The following is a 20,753-nucleotide window of genomic DNA, read 5'->3' on the forward strand; positions in this document are numbered from 1 at the left end:
TCCCACCATGAACGAAGAAATCCTGATCAACCTCACGCCGCAGGAAACGCGGGTCGCACTCGTGCAGCAAGGCGCGGTGCAGGAGCTTCACGTCGAGCGCACGCTGTCGCGCGGGCGGGTCGGCAACATCTATCTCGGCAAGGTCGTGCGCGTGCTGCCCGGCATGCAGTCGGCGTTCATCGACATCGGCCTGGAACGCGCGGCGTTCCTGCACGTCGCGGACATCTGGCATCCGCGGCTCGCGGGCGAGCCGCAGTCGGGCGCGCCGCACCAGCCGATCGAGAAGATCGTGTTCGAAGGTCAGACGCTGATGGTCCAGGTGATCAAGGACCCGATCGGCACGAAGGGCGCGCGCCTGTCGACGCAGGTGAGCATCGCGGGCCGCACGCTCGTCTACCTGCCGCAGGAGCCGCACATCGGCATCTCGCAGAAGATCGAGAGCGAGGCCGAGCGCGAGGCCGTGCGTGCGCGGCTGACCGCCGTGGTTCCGCCGGACGAGAAAGGCGGCTACATCGTGCGCACGATCGCCGAGGATGCGAGCTCCGAGGAGCTCGCCGGCGACGTCGCGTATCTGCGCAAGACCTGGGCGACGATCGTCGCGCAGGCGCAGCGGCTGCCGGCGACGAGCCTGCTGTACCAGGATCTCGATCTCGCGCAGCGCGTGCTGCGCGATTTCGCGAACGACCAGACGACGCGCATCCAGGTCGATTCGCGCGAGACGTACCAGCGCCTCGCGGAATTCGCGGCCGAGTTCACGCCGGCGGTGAGCCCGAAGCTGCATCACTACACCGGCGAGCGGCCGCTGTTCGACCTGTACAACATCGAGACGGAGATCCAGCGCGCGCTGTCGCGCCGCGTCGACCTGAAGTCGGGCGGTTATCTGATGATCGACCAGACCGAGGCGATGACGACGATCGACGTGAACACCGGCGGCTACGTCGGCGCGCGCAACTTCGACGACACGATCTTCAAGACCAACCTCGAGGCGGCGCACACGATCGCGCGCCAGCTGCGGCTGCGCAACCTCGGCGGGATCATCATCATCGACTTCATCGACATGGAGAACGCCGAGCATCGCGACGCGGTGCTCTCCGAGCTGAAGAAGGCGCTGTCGCGCGACCGCACGCGCGTGACGGTGAACGGCTTCTCGCAGCTGGGGCTCGTCGAGATGACGCGCAAGCGCACGCGCGAATCGCTCGCGCACGTGCTGTGCGAGCCTTGCCCGACCTGTCAGGGCAAGGGGCAGGTCAAGACCGCGCGCACCGTGTGCTACGACGTGCTGCGCGAAATCCTGCGCGAGTCGCGCCAGTTCAACCCGCGCGAATTCCGCGTGATCGCCGCGCAGCAGGTGATCGACCTGTTCCTCGACGAGGAGTCGCAGCATCTCGCGATGCTGATCGACTTCATCGGCAAGCCGGTGTCGCTGCAGGTCGAGTCGAATCTGAGTCAGGAGCAGTACGACATCGTGCTGATGTAGCGCTGGTGGCGCGCCCGTCTCGTCTGGGACGGGCGCGCGTCGACCTCAACGTCGATCGTCGGCGTTGTAACTCCAGATCACGCGCCCCCAGCTGGTCGACTCGATGTCCGGAAACTTCTCTCCGGCGCTGAAATAGCGCCGCCCCTGCTCGCTCCCGAGCGCCGGGCTGATCCACCAGCCGCTCCGCGGCACGACTTCGCCCGGCCTGCCTTTCAGCCGCGTGCGTGAAACGAGCGAAGCCGGTTCTGCGTCGGCGCGCGGGGCAACCGGGCACCATTCGATCCGGTCCTTTCTCGCGATCGTGCTCCGTTCGATCGTACGGCGCGCCTCCGGCGTGTCGTCGAACTTCGTTTGGTCCAGCACCGATCCGTCGGGTGCGCTCCAGAACGTGCCGCCGTGAAAATCCACGCCTTCCAGGTTCGCCCCTCGGAAATCGACGCCGCTCAGGTCGCAGTTCTCGAACGACGTTCGGACCAGACGCGCGTCGTCGAGCCGTGTCGCAGAAAAATTGCATTCGACGAATCGGGCGCCCGAGAAATTGGAGCCGCGGGCGTCGTTCGATCCGAATTTGACACCATGGGAACCAAAGATCACCGCTACTTCATGGACAAGTGTTTGACTCTTGGAACCGAAAATCCGGAACAGGCAATCAACAATGCCGACAGCATCGCAGAATATGTAATCTACAATGCATAAATATCTTACCCCGCTACTTCTCGCCCTATCCAATTCCTCATTTGCATGCACCGCAAGCGAGAATTTCGATATTTATTTTCCCGCGAACAGCTCGACGGTTCCGAATGCAGAGATCGTTCGCCTGACGAATTGGATAATCGATCAGCAGATCACTTACGCCAATCACACCACTGACGAAGCAACACTCGTCAGCGGCCACGCTGAAGAAGCCGAGCACCAGGCATCGAAACTTGCTCGGTCTCGCCTGGAAGCAGGGCGAACGTTGCTCGAGCAACTGGGCTTCCTGCGTGGCACCGTCAAAACGAGTGCGCGAGTCTATTCGCACGGCGATGTGGACAACGGGCGGCGCGTAGAAATCTCGTTTGAACCCGATTGCCCGAACAAATGCTGCACCGGCAAGTAGCATCGCCCGATCGGAGCGCTGGAGCACGACAGGAGCGCCCGATCAGTCCCGATGGGGCCCGCCCGATGACGATCCGCAATCGACGAACAGCGGCCGCCCCGAAATATTGAGGTTTGTTTAGGTAAACCGACGATGCTCCTTTGGCGGCGCGGACGGCAGCGCTAACCTTCCCGTATCATCTCGCATCACGGCAGCACGCCTCAAATCGTTCCGCACCCGCCGGTGCGCTGCGCTTTTCCACCCCGCATTCACTCAGCACCTACACCATGAGCAAAAGCCACAACCGCCGCCAACGCAAGAAGCTCCACATCGGCGAATTCCAGGAGCTCGCGTTCAACGCGACCGCGCAATACCGCACCGAGCTGTCCGACCTCGAGCGCGGCCAGCTGATCGATGCCTTCATCGACTTCGTCGAAGCGAACGGCCTGCTGACCGTCGCATCCGCCGACGAAGGCATCGGCGCATACGTGATCTCCGGCGCGCCGCGCGGCACGACCACCGACGCCGACCGCGAGACCGTGCGCGCATGGCTCGCCGCCCGCGCCGAGCTGACCGACGTGCAGGTCAGCGAATTCAGCGACGCGTGGTACCCGGACGCCTGACGTTCCAGGGGCCGCCCGGCCCGTCCACCACCGACGCCGCCTGTCCGCCGCCACGCGGTCAGGCGCGCTTCCGCACCCTTCCCCGCCCCTTCCCGTTCCCGCCGTTCGGCGCAATCCCCGCGCCCCGCTCCCATTCCTCGGCAGAAATCGGGTGCTGAAAGGAAGACACGTTAAACTCTCACCTCGCGTGGTGCGCCGCCCGCACCCGCCATCCATCGCCAGACGCGAGCCTGACGGCCCGCCCCCCGACCCATGGAGTGAGTGTCAATGAGCGGCGGACTTCCGTTTCCCGCATCCCGCATGTCGTTCCCGTCGTCGACGGTCATGGTCGCTCTCGCGGCCGCCGCACTGCTGTCCGGCTGCGGGCTGCTGCCCGTGCAGAATCCGCCCGCGCCGATCAGCGAGGCGCTCGTCGAGCCCATCGGCGAAACCGCCGGCGAACCGCTGACGATGCCGCCCGTCCCGCCGCTCGTACAGCCCGAAGGACAGGAAGCGCCGAAGAAGCCGCACCGCGAGGTGACGCGCCCGAAGCCCGTGCAGCGCCCCGAATCGCCCACGCCGCCGCCCCCACCGCCGCCCCCGCTCGTTGCAACGCGTCCGATCGAGCGTTCGCAGATCCACGCGCTGCTCGACAGCGAAGTCGCCCGCCGCAACGGCAAGGTGGTCGGCCGCGCGGTCGACATGGTCGTCGACGCGGGCGGCAAGCCGCGCGAGATGATCGTCAATCTGCAGGGCTTCATGGGCATCGGCGACCGTAAGGTCAGCTTCCCGTGGAGCGTGTTCCGCTTCACGCCGGGCGGCAAGCAGGAGCCGATCGTGCTCGACGTGCCGGCGGGCGACCTGCCGCCCGCCGCACGGCCCAAGGCCGTGCCGCTGTCGGGCTCGGCCGCGGCGTCGCCGGCGACGCGACTGCCGATGCTCGACAGCGACGTCGAACGCCCGAACGGCACGAAGATCGGCCGCGTCATCGACGTGCTGATCGACCGCGGCGCGCAGCCGCAGGCCGTCGTGCTCGACCTCGGCGGCCTCGTCAATACCGAGCGACGCTCGATTGTGGCCAGCTGGGGCGCGCTGCGCTTCGTCACGCGCGACAAGGCGCTGCATCCGCAGCTCGACCTGAACGACGCGCAGATCAAGGCGGCGCCGCCCTATGCGGCCGACAAGCCGATCGTCGTGGTATCGCCACCGCCTGCCGCCGTGCCGGCTTCGCCTGCGAGTGCTGCCCGATGACGATCAAGCATGCCGTCAGCGTGCGCAGCCTCCGGGCGCTCGACTGGCTCAACTTCTTCGTTGCAAACGTTCAAACCGGATTCGGGCCGTTCATCGCGTCCTACCTCGCGTCGCACAAGTGGACGCAGGGCGAGATCGGCATGGTGCTGTCGATCGGCACGATCAGCGCGATGGTCAGCCAGGTGCCGGGCGGCGCCGCGGTCGATGCGCTGAAGAACAAGAAAGGCGCGGCCGCATGGGCGATCGCGGCCATCATCCTGTCCGCGGTGCTGCTCGCGTCGAGCCCGACGATCGTGCCGGTGATCGCGGCCGAGGTGTTCCACGGCTTCGCGAGCTGCATGCTGGTGCCGGCGATGGCCGCGATTTCGTTTTCGCTGGTGGACCGCGCCGACCTCGGCGACCGCCTCGGCCGCAACGCGCGCTGGGCCTCGATCGGCAGCGCGGTGGCCGCCGGCCTGATGGGGCTCACCGGCGAGTATTTCTCCGCGCGCGCGGTGTTCTGGCTGACCGCGGTGCTCGCGTTGCCCGCGCTGTTCGCGCTCGCGATGATCCAGCCGACGCACGAAGTGATCCCGCATGCGTCGAAGCCCGACGAGCGCGACGATGCCGACGAAGGCGAGGATCGCGAGACGCTGCTCGAGCTGTTGCGCGATCGCCGGATGCTGACCTTCGCGGCGTGCGTCGTGCTGTTCCACCTGTCGAACGCGGCGATGCTGAACCTGGCGGCCGGCGAAGTCACGGCCGGGATGGGCGAGAACGTGCAGCTCGTGATCGCCGCGTGCATCATCGTGCCGCAAGCGATCGTCGCGATGCTGTCGCCGTGGGTCGGCCGCTCCGCGCAACGCTGGGGCCGCCGGCCGATCCTGCTGCTCGGCTTCTCCGCGCTGCCGGTGCGCGCGCTGCTGTTTGCCGGCGTGGGCAGCCCCTACCTGCTGGTGCCGGTGCAGATGCTCGATGGCATCAGCGCGGCCGTGTTCGGCGTGATGCTGCCGCTGATCGCGGCCGACGTCGCCGCCGGCAAGGGCCGCTACAACCTGTGCATCGGGTTGTTCGGCCTCGCGGCCGGCATCGGCGCGACGCTCAGCACGGCAGTGGCCGGCTACGTCGCCGATCACTTCGGCAACGCCGTCAGCTTCTTCGGGCTGGCCGCGGCCGGCGCGCTGGCCGTGCTGCTCGTGTGGCTCGCGATGCCGGAAACGCGCGTCGAAAACGGCGACGCGAACGTCGGCGAGCCGGCGCCCGCGTCGCCCGAACAGGCGCACTGACGCCGCGCTGCTGTCCGCTGTTTCCCCGACCGACCAGATGAATACGATCAGGACATTCAACGAAGCCCGCCGGCAGATCCAGCAGTCGATCTTCGATCTGCTCAAGGGGCTGACCTTCGGCGAACGGCTCGCGCAAGGCGCGCTGATGGCGCTGCAGGCCGTCTGCAGCGCGTGCCTCGCCTTCGCGATCGGCCGCGCGCTGCACACCGAGCAGGCCGTGTGGGCCGCCATTACGGCGATCGCCGTCACGCAGCACAACTACTCGGACACGATGTCGCTGTCGCGCGACCAGTTCATCGGCGCGATGATCGGTGGCCTGACGGGCTTCGCGGGCGCCGCGCTCGGCGGCGACCGGCTGCTCGCGTATGCGATCACGGTCGCCGTTGCGATCGTCGTGTGCTGGTGTCTGAACGTGGGGAGCGCCGCACGGCTCGGCGGCGTGACCGCGACGATCGTGCTGCTGTTTCCGGGCAACGGCCCGCTGTGGGACATTCCGCTGATGCGGCTAGGCGAAGTGGCGCTGGGCACCGTGTGCGCGCTGGGCGTGTGCTGGGCGATGTCGCTGATCGAGCGACGCTGGTTTCGCCGCGCCGCGGGCTAGGTCCGGCCGCACGCGAGGCGATCGCCGGGGCGCCGGCCCCGGCAGCCTGGTGCGGCAGCGATCGGGCGAAACGGTTAGGGGCCGACCCGCAACACGATGCCCGAGCCGATCTGCACGAGCAGATAATCGCCGCCGACGCCGACCCACTGATAGCCGCGCGGTGGCGCGCTCAGATGGTAGCCGCGCCAATCGTCGACGACGTACTGGCGATCGCGGAATTCGGGCGGCAGCCGGTCGCCCCGGTGCCAGTCGCGGCGAGGCTGATCGGCCCAGCGCGGCGGTACGTCGTCGTCGCGATGCATCGCCTGACCGGGCGGCATGTGCTTCGGGCCGTGGCCGCGGTGCATGCCGGGGCCGCCGTGATCGCCGTAGTTGCCCTGGTTCCCGTGACCTTGCGCCATCGCGGCCGGCGCCGCGAAACCTGCCGCGACCAGCGCGGCCAGCATCATCCCGTGCATCTTCGTCATCGTTCTTCCCTCCGTGTCGTCATGCCGAACAGGAAACAACCGGGCCTGCACGATCAAGGCTAGCACATGGCACGCGGGGCGCACGGGGCATGTGTCGAACGTCAGGCCGCCTGCTGCTGATACTGGATTCGATGCAGATGCGCATAGAGCCCGCCGTGACGCAGCAATTCGTCGTGGCTGCCGGACTCGACGATCTTGCCGGCCTCGAGCACGAGGATGCGGTCCGCGCGTTCGATGGTCGACAGCCGGTGCGCGATCACGAGCGTCGTGCGGCCTTCCATCAGCCGTTCGAGCGCGGCCTGCACGTGACGCTCGGATTCGGAGTCGAGCGCGGAGGTCGCCTCGTCGAGGATCAGGATCGGCGCGTCCTTGTAGATCGCGCGCGCGATCGCGAGCCGCTGCCGCTGGCCGCCCGACAGGCGCATGCCGTTGCCGCCGACCAGCGTGTCGAGCCCGTCCGGCATCGCGGCGACCGCGTCGGCGAGGTTCGCGGCTTCGAGCGCGGCCTGGACGCGCGCGCGGTCCGGCGTCTGCCCGTACGCGACGTTCGCGGCGATCGTGTCGTTGAACAGCACCACGTCCTGGCTGACCATCGCCATCTGCCCGCGCAGCGCGTGGATGTCGAAGTCGCGGACCGGCACGCCGTCGACCAGGATCGTGCCGCCGGTCGGATCGAAGAAGCGCGGCAGCAGGTTCACGAGCGTCGTCTTGCCGCTGCCGGACGGCCCCGCGAGCGCGATCATCTCGCCCGGCGCGACCTTGAACGAAATGCGGTCGAGCGTCGGCCGCTCGGCCGCGCCGTAGTCGAACGACACGTCGCGGAATTCGATCTCACCGCGCGCATGCGGCAGCTCGCGGCCGCCGCCCTGCGGCTCGGCCGGCTCGTCGATCAGCCCGAAGATCAGCTCGGCGGCGGTCATGCCGCGCTGCAGCGGCTGGTTCACGTCGATCAGATGCTTGAGCGGCGAAATCACCAGCAGCATCGACGTGACGAACGCGACGAAGCCGCCGACCGTCGTCTGGTCGTTCGTCGACTGCACGACCGCGATCGTGATCACCACCGCGAGCGCGATCGACGCGAGGAATTGCGTGAGCGGCTGCGCGAGGCCGCCGGAGATCGTCATGCGCATCGCATAGCCGCGCAGGCGCTTGCTCATCGAGGTGAAGCGGTCGAGTTCGTACGCTTCGCCGTTGTGCACCTTGACGACCTTGTACCCGCCGACCGTCTCCTCGACGATGTACGACAGCTCGTTGGTCAGCGTCTGGTGCTCGCGGTTCAGGCGGCGCAGGCGGCGATTGATCTTGCTGACCAGCCAGCCGATGCCCGGCAGGATCACCGCGACGATCAGCGTGAGCCGCCAGTTCAGGATGAACAGGTAGCCGAGCAGGAACACGACGGTCAGCGAATCGCGCACGAGCGTGACCATCACGCCGGTCAGCACCGACAGGATCTGGTTGACCTCGAACACGATCGCGTTGATCACGGTGCTCGCGGTCTCGCGCTGGAAGAACGACGCGCCCGTGTGGATCATCCGCTGGAACATCTCGAGCCGCAGCTGCAGCAGGATGCGGTTCGATACGTAGTTGAGCAGGTAATTGGACGCGTACTGCGACACGCCGCGCACGAGCGCGAGCCCGATCACCGCGATCGGCACGTACCATTTCGCGCGATCGCTGCCGTGCGAACCGAACCCGTGGTCGAGCAGCGGCTTGAGCAGCGCCGGAATGCCGGCCTCGGTGGCGGCGACGACGCCCATCGTCATCACGGCGAGCACCACGATGCCGATCAGCGGCCGGATGTACGGCCACAGGCGCTTGAGGACCGTGACCGGCGACGTGCTGGCGCCGTCCATCGGTTTGCGAAGAGTGTTCTGGGTTTCCAAGGCAATCCTTCTTGAGCCGCGACGCGGCGCCCGGCGCGTCGGCGCCAGGGATTCGCCTCGTCCGGCGGGTGCCGAAAAAGGCCCAACATTATAGCTGCACCGCCCCCGCGGGCACGGCCGCTGCCGACGCGCGGGTATACTCCCGCTCACCGTTTTCTCCGCCCTTTCGACGATTTCATGGCAGAACCCACCCTCGGCGTCGCTCTCATCGCCCTCAACGCGGCCGCGCGGCTCGCGCAATGCCTCGACGCGTTGACCTTCGCCGACGACATCGTCGTGATCGACGGCGGCAGCACCGACGATACCGTCGCGATCGCCCGCGCGCACGGCGCGCGCGTGATCGTCGAGCGCGACTGGCCGGGCTTCGGTCCGCAGAAGAACCGCGCGCTCGATGCGCTCGACACCGACTGGATCCTGTCGCTCGACACCGACGAGGTGGTGAGCCCCGAACTCGCCGAATCGATCCGCGCGGCGATCCGCGCGCCAGCCGCCCAGGTCTACGCGCTCGACCGGCTGTCGAGCTTCTGCGGCCAGTGGATCCGCCACAGCGGCTGGTATCCGGACTGGGTGCCGCGGCTGTTCCGGCGCGGCACGGCGCGCTTTTCCGACGATCTGGTGCACGAACGGCTCGTGTTCGACACGCCCGCGCAGCGACTGGCCGGCAAGCTGATGCACTATTCGTACGAGGATTTCGAAACGGTCGTGCGCAAGCTCGATGCCTATTCGACCGCGGGTGCGCGCCAGCGCCGCGCGGCCGGCCAGCGCGGCGGCTTCGGCAAGGCGCTCGCGCGCGGCGCATGGGCGTTCGTGCGCACCTACGTGCTGCGGCGCGGCTTCCTCGATGGCCGAGCGGGCTTCATGATCGCCGTCTTCAACGCGGAAACGGTGTACTACCGGTTCCTGAAGCTCGGCCACGAAACGGCGCGCTGAGCGCTGCCGCACGCCGGCCGCCTGTGGCAGCCGGCGTGCGGGAATCGGGCCGACCCGGCGTTACAATGCCGGGCTGCCCGCGCGGCGCGAGCCCTGCCCCGCGCCGCCGACACGACGACCACCGACTCGACCTGCCATGTTCTCCATCATCATTCCGACCTGGAACAACCTGCCGTACCTCAAGCTCGTCGTCGACAGCCTGCGCCGCCATTCCGCGTTCGACCACCAGATCATCGTGCACGTGAACGACGGCTCGGACGGCACGCTCGACTGGGTGCGCAGCGAAGGCATCGAGCACACCGCGTCGCCGGCCAACATCGGCATCTGCCACGCAGTGAACCTCGCCGCCGCGCGCGCGACGCGCGACTACGTCGTCTACATGAACGACGACATGTACTGCTGCCCCGGCTGGGACGCCGCGCTCGTGCGCCGCATCGAGCAGATGCCGACCGATCTGTTCATGCTGTCCGGCACGATGGTCGAGCCGGTCGACACGCGCAATCCGTGCGTCGTCGTCAGCAATTTCGGCCGGGATGCCGAACATTTCGACGCGGCGGGGCTGGTCGCGGCCGCGCCGCGACTCGCCCGCGCCGACTGGCTCGGCTCGACGTGGCCGCCGACGCTCGTGCACCGCGACTGGTGGCACCGCATCGGCGGCTACAGCAGCGAGCTGTCGCCCGGGATGAGCAGCGACAACGACTTCTCGATGAAATTCTGGGATGCCGGCTGCCGGATCTTCCTCGGCGTCGGCGACAGCCTCGTCTATCACTTCCAGCAGAAGAGCACCGGCAAGATCGTCAAGAACGACGGGCGCCGTCAGTTCCTGAACAAATGGGGCATGACGCAGGCAACCTTCGACCGCTATTACCTGCATCGCGGCGAAGCCGCCGGCTCGCGCGTCGCCCTCGACACGCCGGCCGTCGAAGGGCGGCTCAAGCGTGCGCTGCTGCGCTCGCGGATCAAGCGCGCGTTCAGCTGAGTCGGCCCCGGCAACGATGCTGAGGCCCGGGCGGCTTCGCGTATACTGCGCGCTTCGCCCCCGGGTGCCGGCGTAGCGCGCGGCAACAGCGCGACGCCCGCACGCCGCATTCGTTCATTCGACAGGTTCCGATGCTTTCGTTTTCCGCCTCCGCCACGCGGCGCCTCACCGCCGCCCGCGCCTTCGCCGTCATCGCGCTCTGCATGGTGCCCGTGTCGACCGCGCTGACCAACGTGTTCTGCGGACTGTTCGCGGCCGCGCTCGTCATCTCTCCTGAATTCTGGCGCGAGCTGCGCTCGTTCGTCACCGAGCCGGCGTCGCTCGCGGCGCTGCTGATTCTTGCGGCGCTCGCCGCGAGCATCACGTACACGGTCGCGCCGCACCCGAAGGCGTGGAACTGGGTCGCGAAGTACGACAAGCTGCTGTTGCTGCCGTTTGCCGCGCTCGCGTTCCGCCACTCGAACTGGGCGCCGATCGTGCGCCGTGCGTGGTTCGGCACGCTGTGCGTGATCCTGGTGCTGTCGACGACCAACTATCTCGGGCTGACGTCGATCGGGCCCGCGCATTCGACCGAGCTGCCGCTGTCGCGCGCGTGGGTGTTCAAGAACCACATCGCGGCCGGGATGTTCGGCGCGCTGCTGTTCTACCAGGCCGCCGACCTCGCGCTGTCGGCGCGCAGCGCGCTCGCGCGCGCGGCCTACGCCGGCGTGGCCGCGTGGTCGCTGATCAACGTCTTCGTGATGCTTCAGGGCCGCACCGGGCAGGTGATCGCGCTGCTGCTGATCCTCGTCGTGGCCGTGCGGTTCGTGCTGGTGTTGCGCCGCCAGTCGCCGCTGCGCGCCAGCCTCGCCGCGGGCGCGCTGGTGCTGGCGGGCGCCGCGCTCGTCGCCGCTGCTTGTACCGTGCACAACGGCCGGCTCACGAAGGTCGTCTCCGAAGTGCAGCAGTACCGGCAGACCGACGCCGTGACGTCGACGGGGCTGCGTCTCGAGTGGTACAAGAAGGGCCTCGAGCTGTATCGGATGCGTCCGGTGATCGGTTACGGCGCCGGCGGCCTCGAGTTCGAATTCCAGAAGCTCGCGGCCGGCAAGACGGCCGCCGAAGGCCAGCTCACGTCGAATCCGCACAACGAGTACCTGTTGATGGCCGTGCAGCTCGGCACGATCGGCGTGCTGCTGTTCGTGAACCTGATCGTGCAGATCGCGCGCGGCAGCCGTGGGCTGGATCCGCGCTCGAAGCATCTGCTGCTCGCGTGGCTCGCGATTTTCACGATCGGCAGTCTCGCGAACTCGCTGCTGCTCGATTTCGCCGAAGGGCATCTGCTCGTGCTGCTCGCCGGCATCCTGCTCGGCTGCGGCGCGGCGCGCAGCGACACGCTGCCGCGCGAGACGGCGGCGCTGCGGCGCAGCGCCTGAGGCTGGGCGGTTGGCGGTTGGCGGTTGGCGACTGGCAACTGGCGACTGGCAACTGGCGACTGGCAACTGGCGACTGGCAACTGGCGACTGGCAACTGGCGACTGGCAACTGGCGACTGGCGACTGGCGACTGGCGGTCACAGAGTCGCCTGCCGCACCGTCTCGTGTACGGCGGCACGCGTGCGTCGCCACCCGTATTCAGCTCTGCAAACCGTGCGGCTGGTACGCGTCAGTCCCGACGCGCCCGATCGAGCCGCGACGTATCGATGATCACACCCGCCGGGTCCGGCGGATTCAGCCCAAGCATCTCGGCCGCCGCGGCCTTCACGCGCTGCGCGCCGAGATGGGCGAGGCAGTCGCTGCGGCTGTCGACGTGACGCTCGCAGCCCTCGTGCCGGCACGGCACGCAATCACCTTCGCCCTGCAGCAGCCACACGTTGCCGTGCCGGCCTGAGCCGCGCAACGCCCACGGATTTTCGGTCGGCGGCCAGTGCTGCGGCCACGGCCCCCAGCGCACCGGATCGGACGGGCCGAACAGCGCGATCGTGTCGGTTCCCGTCGCGGCCGCGACGTGCGTCGCGCCGGTATCGGGGCCGATGAACAGGCGTGCGCGCCGCACCAGCTCCGCGCTCTCGCCGAACGTGAGGCGGCCGACCAGATTCAGCACGTCGCCGCCCGCCTCGGCCGCGACCTGCTCCGCATATTCGCGCTCGCGATCGGCCGGGCCGCCCGACAGCGCGACCGCGAATCCCTGCCCGCGCAGCCAGTCGATCATCTCGACCCAGCCGTCGAGCCGCCATTGTTTGTAGCGGAACATCGGATACGGATGCAGCACGACGAGCGGCCTGCCGTCGCGAATCGCCGGCGATTCCGCGAGCCACGCATCGAAGCGCGCGCGCCGCGCCGGGTCGTCGCCGATTCCGGGCGCAACGACCTCCGACACCGGCTCGATGCCGATCACCGGCGCGAGCGCGAGCGTGCTGACGACCGTGTGCGCGGATTCGTGGTGATTGATCGCGATTCCGTCGAGCATCATCCGCGTGAGCCACGTGACGCGATTCGGGTCGACGAGGCCAACGCGCTTGCGGCCGGCAAACCAGCTGTAGAAGCGCGGGCGGTCCGAACTCAGTGCCGCGCAGGCGAGATCGTAGCGGCGCCAGATCGACAGCGCGTCGCGCAGCCGCTCGCTGAACCGCGCGCGCTGGGCGACGACGATCACACGCCGCACGTCCGGGTTGTGCTCCAGCACGCCTTCGGTGCCGCGAAACACCAGCATGTCGATTTGCGCGTCGGGCCAGCGCGCCTTCAGCGAACGCACGAGCGGCGTCGTCAGCAGCACGTCGCCGATCCGGCGCGGTGCGGCAACGAGAATGGTTCTGGGCGGGCGGGCGGAGGAAAACAGGGCCACGGCGATGGATCCGGCTAGCTGGCTGAACAAGGCTCGCAATGTACAGGATTTTGCGGCGGCAGGCGTGGCGTACTGGCGATGGACGGCGATCACATCTGGGCACGGTGCGGGCCTGCGGCACGCGGGCTTGGGGCTTGGGGCTTGGGGCTTGGGGCTTGGGGCTTGGGGCTTGGGGCTCGGGGCTCGCGACCCGGCGCATCCACGCCATGCCTCATCGAAGCTTCACAAGCCGCCCAAGGTGTTCCAAGTGCGGCAAGCAGCGCGATGCGCCGCACCGGCCAGCAAACGCGGCACCCGCAGCGACGCAACGCTGGCGCACCGCGAATTACGAAGCCGAGGCGCTGGCAAACTCAGCCGTTGCGCCACCCGGCGGCAGCGCACGCTCCGGCGCTGCATCAATCTGCACGGGCTGCGTCAACAGATGGCGCACCGCACGCTCCAGCGTGTCGACGCCGATCGCTTCCACCGTCGCACCGGCCCGCAGAATCATGTGCGGCACGCCGACCGGATGCCAGCGCAGATACTTCTCCGGACGGTCCTCGAACAGCGCGGCGACCGGCACACCGAGCGCCGACGCCAGATGCACCGGTGCGCTGTCGGCCGACACGATCACGTCGAGCAGGCTCGCCGCCGCCATCATCTCCGCGACCGACGGCGGCGCGACGTGCCGCGCGTCCACGTCTCGCCACGCGTGCGCATCGGCATCGTGGGCGGCCGACACGACCGGATCGCGGAACACGATCACATCGGCAATCGCGCCGAGCCGCCGCGCCAGCTCGCACCAGCGGTCGGCCGGCCAGCGGCGCTCCGCCGCCTTGTTCGACACGAACAGCCCGACACGCGGCTTGCCGCGCGGCCCGAGCAGTCGATGCCAGGTGTCTTGCAGCGCACGATCCGGATAAACGGACAGCGCGAGACCGTCGAGGTTGGTATGGCCGAGTTCCGGCACGAGCCGGAAGCCCGACAGTGCCTCATGGGCGATCGGCCGTGTCGCGACATGATCGGGCTTGCGATCGTCGAATTCGGAGTCCGCATCGTGCCAGCGGCAGTCCTTGGCGCCGAGCTGGCGCGCGAACTGGATGCTGCTGCGGTGCATGCCGCCATTGGGCACGACGACGAGGTCGAACCGCAAGCGGCGCAGCCGGCGCACGAGCCGCAGCCGGTCGACGAACGCGCGCATGCGCCCAGGACGATCGTTGCGCTCGCATTGCCGGCTATACACGTAGGTATGGACGGTATGCACATGCGGGTTGCCGGCGAGGACTGCCGCGTTGTAGCGGTTCGCGACCACGTGCAGTTCCGCTTCGGGCCAGCGCTGCTTCAAGGCACTCAGAAATGCGGTCGTGCAAAGCATGTCGCCCAGAAAATCAATCCGGATCACGAGGATCCGGCCCCTCGGCTTACCGTTGGCCATCGATGTAATGTAGCTGTCGTTTTTTATCGTTACGGCCGGAGGAAGCCCCCGCCCTACCTGCTGCCCCTGGCGCGGCGCAAAGGCTCGCGGCGCCGCCGCTGGGTGGCGAGCGACCGATTGTATAGCGTCCGGATGACGGCCCCAATCCCTGCCCCGAACAAAACGGCCCGCTGCACCGCGCGATCGCGATGCAGCGGGCCGCAGGCGATCAAGCCGGCAACAAGGCGTTCAGTACGTGATTTCGACGACGCTGCCGCCGAACGTCGCGCGCAGCTCCGCGAGCAACGCGTCGCTCGGCTTCACGCGCCACGCATCGCCCAGACGCATTTCGCCCTGCGCGCGCGCGTTGCTGTAGTGAATCTGCACCGCGAGCCCGTTCGGCAGCGGCGCCTGCGGGCGACGGCCGCCGTCGCGCCCGCCGCCGCGCGGCGCGGGGGCGTCGACCACGTTGGCGGCGCCCGGTTCATCCTTCGACACGTGCGGCTCGAGTACGCGGCGCAGCACCGCCGCATCGGCGTTGCCGTTCATCGTCAGCCGCACCGCCTGCGCATAGCGGCTGCGCGCGCGTTCGAGATCCATCACCGTGTCGGCCGTGAAGCGGATGCCGCCGGTGAACGCGTCGTTACGCGCCTGCCCCTGCACGATCAGCAGCTCGTCTTCCTTGAACAGCGCCTTGTTCGCCTCGAACTGCTCGTTGAAGATCGTGATTTCGCACTGCCCCGACCCATCGTCGAGCAACGCGATCAGCATCTTGCCGCGCTGCGTCATCTGCGTGCGCAGCGAAGCGATGATGCCCGCGACGAGCTTGTCGCGGCCTTCCTTCAAATCACCCACCTTCTGCCGCACGAACCGGCGCACTTCGTCGCGATACGCGTCGAACAGGTGGCCGGACAGGTAGAAGCCGAGCGCGCCCTTCTCTTCCTGCAGCCGGCGCTTGTCGTCCCACGCCGGTTCGTCGACGAGCGCATGCGCGTGCGGCGACTCGGCGCCCATGTCGAACAGGCCGGCCTGCATCGCGTTCGCAGCGGCCTGTTCGGCCGCCTCCATTGCAAGCGGAACCGACGCGAGCATCTGCGCGCGGTTCGGGTTCAGCGAATCGAACGCGCCCGCGCGGATCAGCGCCTCGACCGTGCGACGGTTGACGATGCGCCGGTCGACCCGCTCGCAGAAGTCGAACAGATCGGCAAACGGCTTCTCCTCGCGCGCGCGCAGGATTTCCTCGATCGCATTCTGGCCGCTGCCCTTCACCGCGCCGAGGCCGTAGCGGATCGTGCGCGAACGCGTGCCGTCGGCCTGCGCAACCGGCTCGAAGCGGTAATGCGACTGGTTGATGTCGGGCGGCAGCACCACGAGGTTGTTCGAGACGCAGTCGTCGAACAGGATCTTCACCTTGTCGGTGTCGTCCATCGCGAGCGTCATGTTGGCCGCCATGAATTCGGCCGGATGGTGCGCCTTCAGCCACGCGGTGTAATAGGCGAGCAGCGCGTACGCGGCCGCGTGCGACTTGTTGAAGCCGTAGCCCGCGAACTTCTCCATCAAGTCGAAGATCTCGTCGGACTTCTCGCGCGTGAGGCCGTTCTTCGCCGCACCTTCGGCGAAGATCTCGCGGTGCTTGGCCATCTCCTCGGGCTTCTTCTTGCCCATCGCGCGACGCAGCAAGTCCGCGCCGCCGAGCGAGTAGCCGCCGATGATCTGCGCCATCTGCATCACCTGCTCCTGATAGACCATGATCCCGTAGGTCTCTTTCAGGACGGGTTCGACGCGCGGATCCGGATAGTCGACCTTCTCGCGCCCGTGCTTGCGGGCGCAGAAGCTCGGGATCAGGTCCATCGGCCCCGGACGGTACAACGACACGAGCGCGATGATGTCTTCGAAGCGGTCGGGCTGCGCGTCCTTCAGCATGCCCTGCATGCCGCGGCTTTCCAGCTGGAACACCGCGACCGTGTTGGCCTTCTTGAGGAGCTGGAACGACGCCGGATCGTCGAGCGGCACCTGCGCGAGCGACCAGTCGGCCTTGGTCGGGTCGAGGCGACGGATGTAGCGCTCGGCCCAGTCGAGGATCGTCAGCGTCGTGAGGCCCAGAAAGTCGAACTTCACGAGGCCGACGGCTTCGACGTCGTCCTTGTCGTACTGGCTGACGACGCCGGCGTCGTCGCCCTGCGTGTACAACGGACAGAAATCGGTCAGCTTGCCCGGCGCGATCAGCACGCCGCCCGCGTGCATGCCGACGTTACGCGTGAGGCCCTCGACGCGCTGCGCGAGATCGAGCAGCTGATGTACCTCGTCCTCGTTGTCGTAGCGCTCCTGCAGTTGCGGCTCTTCCTTCATCGCGTCGGCGATCGTCACGTGCTTGCCCGGCTTGAACGGGATCAGCTTCGCAACGCCGTCGGTGAACATGTAGCCGAGATCGAGCACGCGGCCGATGTCGCGCACGGCCGCCTTCGCGGCCATCGTGCCGAACGTGGCGATCTGCGACACGGCGTCCGCACCGTATTTCTCCTTCACGTACTGGATCACGCGATCGCGGCCGTGCTGACAGAAGTCGATGTCGAAGTCGGGCATCGACACGCGTTCCGGATTCAGGAATCGCTCGAACAGCAGGTTGTAGCGCAGCGGATCCAGATCGGTGATGCCGAGCGCGTACGCGACCAGCGAGCCGGCGCCCGAGCCGCGGCCCGGACCGACCGGCACGCCGTTGTTCTTCGCCCAGTTGATGAAGTCGGCAACGATCAGGAAGTAGCCGGGAAAGCCCATCTTCGTGATGGTCCCGCACTCGAATTCGAGCCGCTTGTAGTAGGTGTCGCGCTGCGCATCGCGCTCGGCGACATCCGGGTACAGCTGCTCGAGGCGCTTCTCGAGCCCCTCCTTCGACAGCTGGACCAGGTAATCGTCGAGCGACATGCCGTCCGGCGTCGGGAACAGCGGCAGCTTCGGCTTGCCGAGCTCGAGCTTCAGGTTGCAGCGCTTCGCGATTTCCACCGTGTTCGCGACCGCCGACGGAATATCCGCGAACAGCGCGACCATGTCGTCCTGCGTGCGGAAGTACTGAGCGGTCGTGAAGCGCTTCTGGCGCCGCGGATTCGCGAGCATGTCGCCTTCGGAGATACACACGCGCGCTTCGTGCGCGGTGAAATCGTCCTCGGTCATGAACTGCATCGGATGCGTCGCGACGACCGGCAGCTGCAGCGACGCGGCGAGCGTCGCGGCCTGCTGGATGTAGGCCTCGGCGCCCGGCTGGCCGTAACGCTGCAACTCGATGTAGAAGCCGCCGGGAAACACCTCGGCCCAGCGCTGCGCGTGACGGCGCGCGGCTTCCTCGTTACCGGCCGCCAGCGCGAGCCCGATATCGCCTTGCTGCGCGCCCGACAGCGCGAGCAGCCCTTGCGACAACTCGCCGTCGAGCCAGCTCGCGTCGAGCTCCGCCCGGCCGCGGTACTGGTTCGTGAGCCACGCCTTCGACAGCAGCTCGCACAGATTCAGATAACCGGTCTTGTCCTTCACCAGCAGCAGCAGGCGCGACGGTTTGTCGCGATCGTCCGGATTCGTGATCCAGACGTCGCAGCCGGCAATCGGCTTGATGCCCTTGCCACGGGCTTCCTGGTAGAAACGGACGAGGCCGAACGCGTTGCCGAGATCGGTGAGGGCGAGCGCACCCTGACCGTCGGCGGCAGCGGCCTTGACGATGTCGTCGAGACGCACGATGCCGTCGGCAATCGAGAATTCGGAGTGAACGCGGAGATGGACGAAGCGGGGATCTGACATGGGCGATATTGTAGCCGCGTCGCCGCGACGGCTGCCCAAAAAATCCCCGTGCCTGGCCGTTCGGCCGATGCACGCGGCGCCATATCCGAACGGCCAGGTGTCGGAGCGCGACCGGTTTGCGGGATAATACGGGTTTTCGAATCACCGTCCCGGCTTCGCACCCTTTTTTGCGGGGCCGCCGTGCGTGCGCCGCACGGCCGCGGCCGTTTTCCCGTCGGACCATCATGACCATCGTCAACCTCGCCGCCTACCACTTCGTGTCGCTCGACGCGATCGAGCAATGGCGCCCGCTCGTCACCGCCCGCTGCAACGAACTCGGCCTGCGCGGCACGATCCTGCTCGCGCCGGAAGGCATCAACCTGTTCATCGCCGGCCCGCGCGAAGCGACCGACGCGTTCGTCGACTACCTCCGCCACGATCCGCTGTTCGAAGGCAAATTCGCGACGCTGCAGTTCAAGGAAAGCCTGTCCGACTCGCAGCCGTTCCGCCGCATGCTCGTGCGTCTGAAGCGCGAGATCATCACGATGAAGAAGCCCGCGATCAAGCCCGAACTCGGCCGCGCGCCGTCGGTCGACGCGCGCACGCTGAAGGCGTGGCTCGACCGCGGCCACGACGACGACGGCCGCCCGGTCGTGATGCTCGACACCCGCAATGCGTTCGAGGTCGACGTCGGCACGTTCGACGACGCGCTCGACTACCGGATCGACAAGTTCAGCCAGTTCCCCGAAGTGATCGACGCGAACCGCGCCGATCTCGAAGGCAAGACGGTCGTGTCGTTCTGCACCGGCGGCATCCGCTGCGAGAAGGCCGCGATCCACATGAAGGAAATCGGCATCGACCACGTGTACCAGCTCGAAGGCGGGATCCTCAAATACTTCGAGGAAGTCGGCGGCGCGCACTACCACGGCGACTGCTTCGTGTTCGATTACCGCACCGCGCTGAACCCGCAACTGCAGCCGACCGAGAACGTCACGTGCTTCGCTTGCCGCGCGGTCGTCACGCCGCAAGCGCAGCAATCGCCGGACTACGTGCCCGGCAAGTCGTGCCCGGCGTGCGCGCAGGCCGCAGCGGCCGCGTAAGCACGGGCCGCTGCGGCTCCCGATGAACGGCTACCGCGGCCGCTTCGCGCCGTCGCCGACCGGCCCCCTGCATTTCGGCTCGCTGGTCGGCGCGCTCGCGAGCTGGCTCGACGCGCGCGCACACGGCGGCGCATGGCTCGTGCGGATCGAGGACATCGACGGCCCGCGCACCGTGCCGGGCGCCGACGACGACATCCTCGCGACGCTCGCGCATTTCGGCATGACGCCCGACGAGCCGCCCGTATGGCAAAGCACGCGCGACGCGCGCTATGCGGCCGAGCTCGAGCGGCTGCGCGCCGCGGGCCTCGTCTACCCGTGCGGCTGCACGCGCAAGGAAATCGCCGATTCGCTGCGCGCCGCGCACGAGCGCCATACGACGCTCGCGTACCCGGGCACCTGCCGCATCGGGCTGCACGGCAAACCGGCGCGTGCCTGGCGGCTGCGCGTGCCCGACGGCGCCGACGCAATCATCCGGTTCGACGATCGCTGGCAGCACGAGCAACAGCAGAACCTCGCCACCGAAGTCGGCGATTTCGTGCTCAAGCGCGCCGACGGCCAATGGGCGTATCAGCTCGCAGTCGTGGTCGACGATGCCGACGCCCGCATCACCCACGTGGTGCGCGGCGCCGACCTGCTCGATTCGACCGCGCGCCAGATCTACCTGCAACGCTGTCTCGGCGTGCCGACGCCCGCATATCTGCACGTGCCGGTCGTCGTCGATGCGAACGGCGAAAAGCTCAGCAAACAGACGGGCGCGCTCGCGCTGGAACGCGACGATCCGTTGCCGGCGCTGCGTGCCGCCGCCGCACACCTCGGCCTCGCCGGCGACGGCGAGTTGGCGGGCGACACGCTCGAGTCGTTCTACGCGGCCGCAACCGCTGCGTGGGCACGGCGTTTCGGGCCGCGAAGCGCGTGATGCAAAGCGTGTCGGCGGCTCGCTGCGCGTAGGTCGCAGTCAGCGGCGGCTTGGTCCCTTCGAGCACGGCCTGCGGCGGACGTCGCAAGCCGCTTGTGGCATCGCGCGCCGACCCGAACGCCTCGCACACGGTTGGCAACCGCGCCGCCGTACGCCGCACTGCGGAGGACCGTCGGGAATTGTTGGGAACCGTTGCGCATCGCTGCGCCGCGCCGCCGCAAACCCTT

Annotated in this window: 17 protein-coding genes; 11 read left to right on the forward strand and 6 right to left on the reverse strand. The window is 67.9% G+C overall.

Annotation, left to right across the window (positions count from 1 at the left end; translation table 11 throughout):
• Nucleotides 1-7: 7 nt before the first annotated feature.
• Entirely contained in the window at nucleotides 8-1,477 is a 1,470-nt protein-coding gene (rng, locus tag MYA_RS10260; protein WP_011885582.1) for a ribonuclease G, read from the forward strand.
• Nucleotides 1,478-1,522: 45 nt separating this feature from the next.
• Here rng and MYA_RS10265 read toward each other — a convergent pair whose 3' ends face one another.
• Nucleotides 1,523-2,071 carry a pentapeptide repeat-containing protein gene (locus tag MYA_RS10265; protein WP_014723391.1) on the reverse strand — a complete coding sequence of 183 codons (549 nt, stop codon included), beginning with the start codon at nucleotides 2,069-2,071 and terminating at the stop codon, nucleotides 1,523-1,525.
• Between the two features lie 94 nt (nucleotides 2,072-2,165).
• Here MYA_RS10265 and MYA_RS29600 point away from each other — a divergent pair, with 94 nt between their 5' ends.
• From MYA_RS29600 to MYA_RS10285, 5 genes are all read left to right on the forward strand, one after another.
• On the forward strand, nucleotides 2,166-2,576 hold the full coding sequence (locus MYA_RS29600; RefSeq protein WP_011885586.1) for a hypothetical protein: 411 nt from the start codon (nucleotides 2,166-2,168) through the stop codon (nucleotides 2,574-2,576).
• Nucleotides 2,577-2,842: 266 nt separating this feature from the next.
• Complete coding sequence (locus MYA_RS10270) at nucleotides 2,843-3,178, forward strand: YggL family protein (RefSeq protein WP_011885587.1); 336 nt, start codon at nucleotides 2,843-2,845, stop codon at nucleotides 3,176-3,178.
• A gap of 267 nt (nucleotides 3,179-3,445) precedes the next feature.
• Entirely contained in the window at nucleotides 3,446-4,408 is a 963-nt protein-coding gene (locus tag MYA_RS10275) for a PRC-barrel domain-containing protein (protein ID WP_014723393.1), read from the forward strand.
• Complete coding sequence (locus tag MYA_RS10280; RefSeq protein WP_014723394.1) at nucleotides 4,405-5,673, forward strand: MFS transporter; 1,269 nt, start codon at nucleotides 4,405-4,407, stop codon at nucleotides 5,671-5,673. The genes MYA_RS10275 and MYA_RS10280 overlap by 4 nt, the downstream gene beginning before the upstream one ends.
• Before the next feature lie 37 nt (nucleotides 5,674-5,710).
• A complete protein-coding gene (locus MYA_RS10285) occupies nucleotides 5,711-6,274 on the forward strand; it encodes an FUSC family protein (RefSeq protein ID WP_014723395.1) in 564 nt (187 codons plus the stop codon).
• Between the two features lie 74 nt (nucleotides 6,275-6,348).
• Here MYA_RS10285 and MYA_RS10290 read toward each other — a convergent pair whose 3' ends face one another.
• Nucleotides 6,349-6,741, reverse strand: a complete 393-nt coding sequence (locus MYA_RS10290; protein WP_011885591.1) for an RcnB family protein — start codon at nucleotides 6,739-6,741, stop codon at nucleotides 6,349-6,351.
• 101 nt (nucleotides 6,742-6,842) lie between these two features.
• Complete coding sequence (gene msbA / locus MYA_RS10295) at nucleotides 6,843-8,594, reverse strand: lipid A export permease/ATP-binding protein MsbA (RefSeq protein WP_041493869.1); 1,752 nt, start codon at nucleotides 8,592-8,594, stop codon at nucleotides 6,843-6,845.
• Nucleotides 8,595-8,801: 207 nt separating this feature from the next.
• On the opposite strand from msbA, the gene MYA_RS10300 reads away from it, so the two are divergent.
• The 3 genes from MYA_RS10300 (at nucleotide 8,802) to MYA_RS10310 (ending at nucleotide 11,948) form a co-directional block, all read left to right on the forward strand.
• The gene (locus MYA_RS10300; RefSeq protein WP_011885593.1) at nucleotides 8,802-9,554 is read left to right on the forward strand and encodes a glycosyltransferase family 2 protein; all 753 of its coding nucleotides are present in this window, start codon (nucleotides 8,802-8,804) and stop codon (nucleotides 9,552-9,554) included.
• 136 nt (nucleotides 9,555-9,690) lie between these two features.
• On the forward strand, nucleotides 9,691-10,533 hold the full coding sequence (locus MYA_RS10305) for a glycosyltransferase family 2 protein (protein ID WP_011885594.1): 843 nt from the start codon (nucleotides 9,691-9,693) through the stop codon (nucleotides 10,531-10,533).
• A 131-nt stretch (nucleotides 10,534-10,664) separates the two neighbouring features.
• Nucleotides 10,665-11,948: an O-antigen ligase family protein gene (locus MYA_RS10310; RefSeq protein WP_011885595.1), complete on the forward strand. Its 1,284-nt coding sequence runs from the start codon at nucleotides 10,665-10,667 to the stop codon at nucleotides 11,946-11,948.
• A gap of 228 nt (nucleotides 11,949-12,176) precedes the next feature.
• Here the strand turns inward: MYA_RS10310 and MYA_RS10315 are convergent, their stop codons facing one another.
• From MYA_RS10315 to dnaE, 3 genes are all read right to left on the reverse strand, one after another.
• Nucleotides 12,177-13,355 carry a glycosyltransferase family 9 protein gene (locus tag MYA_RS10315; protein WP_014723397.1) on the reverse strand — a complete coding sequence of 393 codons (1,179 nt, stop codon included), beginning with the start codon at nucleotides 13,353-13,355 and terminating at the stop codon, nucleotides 12,177-12,179.
• Nucleotides 13,356-13,680: 325 nt separating this feature from the next.
• A complete protein-coding gene (locus MYA_RS10320; RefSeq protein ID WP_041493870.1) occupies nucleotides 13,681-14,769 on the reverse strand; it encodes a glycosyltransferase family 9 protein in 1,089 nt (362 codons plus the stop codon).
• A 228-nt stretch (nucleotides 14,770-14,997) separates the two neighbouring features.
• Entirely contained in the window at nucleotides 14,998-18,531 is a 3,534-nt protein-coding gene (gene dnaE / locus MYA_RS10325) for a DNA polymerase III subunit alpha (RefSeq protein ID WP_014723399.1), read from the reverse strand.
• 224 nt (nucleotides 18,532-18,755) lie between these two features.
• On the opposite strand from dnaE, the gene MYA_RS10330 reads away from it, so the two are divergent.
• Together MYA_RS10330 and gluQRS are read left to right on the forward strand one after the other, a co-directional pair.
• Nucleotides 18,756-19,610: a sulfurtransferase gene (locus MYA_RS10330; protein ID WP_014723400.1), complete on the forward strand. Its 855-nt coding sequence runs from the start codon at nucleotides 18,756-18,758 to the stop codon at nucleotides 19,608-19,610.
• A 22-nt stretch (nucleotides 19,611-19,632) separates the two neighbouring features.
• Entirely contained in the window at nucleotides 19,633-20,526 is an 894-nt protein-coding gene (gene gluQRS, locus MYA_RS10335; protein ID WP_014723401.1) for a tRNA glutamyl-Q(34) synthetase GluQRS, read from the forward strand.
• Nucleotides 20,527-20,753: the final 227 nt, after the last annotated feature.

Origin of the sequence: Burkholderia sp. KJ006 (genome assembly GCF_000262695.1) — a bacterium.
Lineage (GTDB): Bacteria > Pseudomonadota > Gammaproteobacteria > Burkholderiales > Burkholderiaceae > Burkholderia > Burkholderia vietnamiensis.